Here is a 6,153-nt window from a genome sequence, read left to right on the forward strand (position 1 = left end):
CCACCCCCACCCACCGGACAGAACGCACCCCGCGGAGCACCCGCACCGAGCCCGTCCGGCGATTGAGGACAAAGACCCCAGCCCCGGACCGGGGCGAGGCCAAAGACCCCCGCCGCCGCCCGCCCAAGGGCCCCGCATCACGGAAGGGTGAATGCTCTATGCGATGTCGTTTGGAAGGCACTATCGTCAGATTCTGACGAGAGGCCTTGGTAAACGACATAATTTGATGCATGGAGGGGATGGCATGCTGCTTCGGTTCCAGGTCACGAATCATGCTTCGCTCCGGGAGGAGCAGGAGCTGTCCCTCGTCGCGGCCGACCGTCATCCGGAGCGTGCCGAGGCTGAAGTCACCGGCGGTGGTGTCCGAGCAGTTCCTGTGGTGGCCATCTACGGCACCAACGCCTCCGGGAAGTCGAACGTCATCGACTCTCTCGGATGGATGCGATCGGCGGTGCTGTCGTCGTTCCGCCGATGGGACCCCAGTGGTGGCGTCCCGCGTCGACCGTTCTCCCTGAGGCGGGACGTGGCGGAGCACCCCAGCTCCTTCGCCGTCGACTTCGTGGTGAATGGGGTGCATCATCAGTTCGGCTTCTCGGTCGATGACGACCGGGTGACCGAGGAATGGCTCTACTACTACCCCGAGGGCCGGCAGCGCCGCCTCTATGAACGCGGAGGTGACGGTGTCGTCACCTTCGGACGGTGGCTCACCGGCAGGCGCAAGTTGATCGCGGAGCTGTTGAGGCCGAACAGCCTCTACCTCTCAGTTGCGGCTGCGCAGGGGCATGACCAACTCGGCGCCGTGTTCGGTTGGTTCCGGTCGGAACTGCGGATGGCGACGGATCGCGACTTCCCGCAGCGACTCGATTCGACGGTCCGGCTCTGCCTCACCGATCGCGACACGGACGTGACGGGTCCGGTGATGGCGCTCCTTCGCTTCGCCGACCTGGGTGTGTCGGGGCTGGAGATCGAGGAGTGGGACGAGGCGGCTCGTGAAGACCACGATCGCATCACGCGGGCGCTCAGAGACGCACTGGGTGACAAGGTCCAGGTCCAGCAGGACGGCAGCAAGCGGGTGCGGGTGGAGCACCGTACGGAGGAGGGGGTCTTTCCCCTCGACCTCGCGTACGAGTCGAGTGGAACGCGTACATGGATCGGGCTCATCGGTCCGGTGATCACCACGCTGGCTTCCGGTGGGGTGCTCTGCGTCGATGAACTCGACGCGCGCTTGCATCCGTACCTGGTGGACGCGCTGGTGGGCATGTTCCAGTCGCCCGAGACCAATCGTTCAGGGGCGCAACTGGTGTTCAGTACGCACGAAGCCGCGCTGCTCGGCCGTAACGTCAGGACCGAACTCTTCCGGGACCAGGTCTGGTTCACGGAGAAGGATCCGAGCACTCTCGCGACACGACTGTTTCCGATGACCGAGTTCTCCGTACGGAACTCTGCGGAGAATCTGGAGCGTCGTTATCTGGCTGGGCGCTACGGCGCGGTGCCGCATCTGGACGACGAGTTCCTGCGTGACATGACTTCGGCATATTCCCATGGGGGTGGGTGTGAAGCGGGGAAAGCCGCTGAAGCGGGCCAAGGGCGAACGCCCGGAGCAGCGTAGGTTCCTGGTCTACTGCGAGAGAGGGTGCACGGAGGAACAGTATTTCAGGGGACTGAAGTCGGAACTGCGCACTCTCCCGGTCGCGGTCCAGTTGGGCAGCGAGCGCGGAGAGCCGAGATCGCCCGTGCGCGCGGCGATCGCCCACAAGCAACGGGCTTCCCGTTCCCGGGAGGACCGCTGGATGGAGTACGACGAGGTCTGGTGCGTCATCGACGTCGAAGCTCCTGTTCCCCATCCCACGCTGGACGAGGCGCTGGCACTGGCGCGGCGCAACGGTATCGAGGTGGCGCTCACCAATCCGTGTTTCGAGACATGGCTGCTTCTGCACTTCAAGGACGTGTCCGGCTACGAGTCATCGGCCGGCGCGCAGAGAGCGCTTGAGGGCCTGGGGACCTGCGGCTACTCAGTCGCTCGCAAGCACATCGAGTACGCGAGCCTGCGAGAGGGATACGGACAGGCCAAGGACCGTGCGCTGGCGCTGCGGAGCCGAGGTGACAGAGGCCACAACGGTAACCCCTGGACGGATGTCGACCGGCTGGTCGCGCGACTGAAACAGGCGCGCCACGGGCGTGGGTGAGGGATGACACGGCTCTTGGCGGCCGTCCACCACGAACGGGCCCGCACCCGCGCACCGGCCCCATCCGGTCGGCGCAGGCGTGAGGCGGCCGTAGGACGGCGGTCAGGAGGCCCGGCGACGGCCTTCGGGGGACCACGTCGGCACGTTCACCAGGACGCCCGGCGACATGACTCCGTCCCGGACCCGCGCACCGTTACGTCTGGTCGTCCGCCAGTTCGGCCACACCCGTGATCCGGTGCAGGGGATACGTGCGGACCTCGTCCGCCGTGTGGTCGTACGCCGTCACATAGCCGCCCTCGACGCGGACCGGGGCGATCACGCGCTGGCTGGCGGCGCCCTCCGCGTTGACGTAGCCGATCCAGATCGCCGAGCCCGTCATCGCCGCGGCCTGGACGGTGACCAGGGTCTCGGCCGAAGTCGTACGGGGCAGGGCGCCCGATGCGGAGGCGGACGCGGAGGGGCCGGTTTCCTTGTGGACGACCGTCGCCGCCGTGTCCCCGGCCCGGATCGCCCGGACCGCCGCACCCAGCAGCGTGGAGTCGGGCACCGGCGGGCCTTCGGGTACGGGTACGGGGGCCGTGCGGGGCGGTGTGCGGCGGGCACCGGCGTGGGTGATCAGGACGTCCCCGTCGGCGGACTCCGCGGCGGGCGCGTACCCCATCTCGCGCAGACCGTCGAGGAGGGACGCCGGGTCGGTCTGGGCGGCCAGGGCCGTCGGGGCGAGGCGGCGCAGCCGCAGGGTCGCGGAGCGCTTGTCGGCGAGGATCTCGTTGAGGACGGCCTCGTCGTCGCAGCGTACGTATGCGGAGGCGGCGCCGATCCGCAGATGGCCGTGGCGGCGGGCCACGTCGTCGATGAGGTAGCTGAGCGGCTGCGGCACCGGCGTACGGCTGTGCGCGGCGAGGAAGGCGTGCAGGTCGGCGGCGGACTGCCCGGCGTCCAGGGCGCGGCGCACGGAGCCGGGTGTGAAGCGGTAGACCGTCGCGCCGCCCTTCGACTCGATGTCCGCGAGGACGCCGAGCATGTCCGCGAGGGGGCGTTCCAGCGGGCCCGGGGCGACGGCTGTCAGGTCGGCCTGGAGCAGGACGTGGCCGAGAGGTTCCGGGATGAGCGGGGCGAGCCGGGCAGCGGCCTCGGAAGGCTCGCCGGAGAGCAGGGCGCGGGTCTGCGAGGCGAGGGCGCCGCGGCCGGTGATGCCGAGGAACTCCGACTCGTTCAGCGTCCACAGGGCGATCCGGGACCGCAGGTCGGTCGTGTCCCCGGGCGAGGCGGAGGCGCCGCGCAGCGGGCGTTCCCAGCGGAGCCGGGCCAGCACGGTCTCGGGGTCGGGGGCCGAGCCGGGCGGGAGCTCGGCGAGCAGCGAAAGGACCCGGCGGCGGACCTCCGGCGCGACGGAGCGGTCCAGTTCGGGGCCGAGCGCGGACAGGGCACGGCCCTTGGCGTCCTGGCCGCCGACCAGGCCCGAGGTACGGGTGGCGGCGAGCCAGGCCGACGCGAGCTCCACCCAGCGGTCCTGGGCGGAGAGTTCCGTCCAGTCGTCGTACGCGGGAGTCGGCGCGTACCGTTCGTCCGCCTCGCCGTCGGAGGCCAGCAGCCCGGCCGCGTAGGCGAGCTCGATCCAGAACGCGGCGACGGGTTCCGACACGTCCAGCACGGTGGCGGTCCGCTTCAGCTCGCGGACGCTGAGGCCGCCGGCCCGCAGTATGGCGGGGCCGCCGCCGTTCCAGCTCTTCAGGAGCTCCTCGACGGTGGACACGGCCAGGAACGCCTGGCCGGCGGCCGCGCTGTCCACAGCCTGTGGATCGCGTTCGGCGACGGCGACGACGGCGGGCGCCAGCGGTTCGGGCACCCGGTGCGCGCGCCCGGCGCGCAGATGCAGCGCGGCCTCGCGCGGCAGTACGACGGTGCGGGTCGACACGGGCAGCAGAAGCCCTCGGTCGCGCAGCCACTTCACGGGCGGGGTGGGGTTCGGGGTCACTTCACCGTACGGCGGACCCCAGACCAGCCGGTCCAGTACGGACAGCGCCTCGACGGGGGCGGTGTCGAGGAGCGCGCCCATCCGGATCCGGTCGGTGAAGAGGGCGGACAGAGCGGTCACCGCGGAGACCGGGTCGTGGGTGGCGGGCAGCCCGGCCTCGTGCAGGATCTCCTGGAGCCGGCCCGGTGACATGCCGGCGGTGGCCTCGGCGACGGTCGGCCCGAGCCCGGTGGGGGAGGGGTGCTGCGGTGAGGGCGACAGCAGTTCACGGGCGGTGCGCACCAGGCGCAGCCGGTCGTTCTCCCCCCAGACAAGGGCCTGTTCGCGCAGCGTGGCGAGGGCGCCGGGCAGGGCGGCCACGATCGCGGCACCCGCGTCGTCCCGGTGCTCCCCGTCGTCCCGGCCGTCGCCGGTGAGCAGACCGAGCAGGACGTCGTACGGCGCCGGGTCGGGCGCGACGGCCAGTGCCTCGGCGGTCTGCAGGGCGAAGCGGTCGAGGTGTTCCAGGGCGCGTACGACGGAGGCACGGGTGCCGGCGCGCGTCGCGAGCTGGGTGATGTCGCCGGGCACGGGGCTGAGGAGGTCGGGCCGGGCACGCAGCAGCCCGGCCAGTGACTCGTCGTCCCGGGCGCGCAGAGCCTCGGCGAGCGTCCGCGGTGGTGTGGTCATCCCCATCCGTCCCACGGTAGTCGCTCCGGACAGGCCCGAGGGCGCTACCGTCGGTGCAGGGCGGTAGAGGGGAAGATCGCGTGGGGATCGAGAGCGACCAGCTGGTCTACGACTACCTGAGCCGGGTCGGCGACCTGGCACAGCAACAACAGCTGTCCTCGGGCACCCGGATGAGGCTCGTGTCGGAGCTGCGGGGCGAGATCGACCGGCAGCGTGTGGCGCAGGCGGCGAACACACCGGGGGCGGTGCGCCGCATCATCGGGAAGCTCGGCACCCCGGACGAACTCGTCGCGGCAGCGGCCCGGTCGGGCGACGACCCGTCGTCGCCGTCCTTGCCGCAGGAGCCGGATCAGGGTGGTGCGCAGGCGGCGGACATCCCTCGCCCGCGCCGGGCGAGGCTCCGGAAAGAGAGTTCGGGCCGGGGCGCGTCGGAAACGCGGGGCGAGGCGCGGGAGGACGCTTCGCGGACCTCACCCGGGCCCGTGCCGTCCCCGCCGCACCGCGCCGGTTCGGACGAACTCGGCCCGTCCCGCGACGACACGGACTGGTGGAGCGTCGCCCCGAGCCGGTTCGGCGACGACGAGTTCGGCGCGGGGACCGACGTACCGGGCTTCCGGGGCGGAGTGGAGATCCCGGCCTTGCTGAGGCCGCCGGTTCCGGATGACGACGAGGACGAGGACGACGGCGAGGGCGACGCCCACGAGGACGAGGCGGAGTACGAGGGGGAGGCCGAGGAGCCGCGCCGACGGAGGCGGCGGCTGCCGAGGCTGCGCCGGGGTCGGGGCGAGGGCCGGGGCCGGGGCCGGGGCCGAGAGGATGCCGCTCCTCGTGGCTTCTCGCACCCGATGCTCCTGCTGGCCGCCGCGCTGCTGGTGGCCGGTGCGGTGATGGACACCCCGCAGGCCCTGCTGGCCCTGGCGGGCGGCTGGCTGCTCGCCTACAGCTCCCGCAAGCTGTCGCGCGCGGAGGCGAAGTGGGCGGTGATGGGGCTGCCCGGAGTCGTCGCGGCGGGCGCCCTCGTCTGGCTGTGGGGCCGGTTGGACGGGCGCTGGGGCGCGCCCATCGAGGAGGGCCGGATGGGACCCGCGATCGGCGATACGTGGCCGTGGGTGGTGCGGGGTGCGGCCGTGGCCTCCGCGCTCTACCTGGTGTGGCGGGCGCGGGGCCCTCGGGCGGGCGGCGGTGGTGTTTCCTGACCTTGCCCCGGTCCGGGGTCGGGGGTTCCGTCCTCAATCGCCGGACGGGCTCGGTGCGGGTGCTCCGCGGGGTGCGCGGTTGCCCGGTGGGTGGGGGTGGGGTCCCTCCGGGGCGTCTCCTCAG

4 protein-coding genes are annotated in these 6,153 nt (G+C 71.9%); 3 read left to right on the forward strand and 1 reads right to left on the reverse strand.

The window, feature by feature from the left end; genetic code table 11:
* Nucleotides 1-244 precede the first annotated feature (244 nt).
* Nucleotides 245-1,609, forward strand: coding sequence for an AAA family ATPase (locus tag ACZ4LX_RS37745; protein ID WP_467651444.1), 1,365 nt, complete (start codon nt 245-247; stop codon nt 1,607-1,609).
* Nucleotides 1,542-2,186, forward strand: a complete 645-nt coding sequence (locus ACZ4LX_RS37750) for an RloB family protein (protein WP_467651445.1) — start codon at nt 1,542-1,544, stop codon at nt 2,184-2,186. Before ACZ4LX_RS37745 ends, ACZ4LX_RS37750 begins: the two co-directional genes overlap by 68 nt.
* Nucleotides 2,187-2,379: 193 nt before the next feature.
* On the opposite strand, the gene ACZ4LX_RS37755 is transcribed toward ACZ4LX_RS37750, so the two are convergent.
* The gene (locus ACZ4LX_RS37755) at nt 2,380-4,839 is read right to left on the reverse strand and encodes a helicase-associated domain-containing protein (RefSeq protein ID WP_467651446.1); all 2,460 of its coding nucleotides are present in this window, start codon (nt 4,837-4,839) and stop codon (nt 2,380-2,382) included.
* A gap of 74 nt (nt 4,840-4,913) precedes the next feature.
* On the opposite strand from ACZ4LX_RS37755, the gene ACZ4LX_RS37760 reads away from it, so the two are divergent.
* A complete protein-coding gene (locus ACZ4LX_RS37760; RefSeq protein WP_467651447.1) occupies nt 4,914-6,029 on the forward strand; it encodes a hypothetical protein in 1,116 nt (371 codons plus the stop codon).
* Nucleotides 6,030-6,153 lie beyond the last annotated feature (124 nt).

Source organism: Streptomyces sp. NPDC026062 (genome assembly GCF_055568375.1).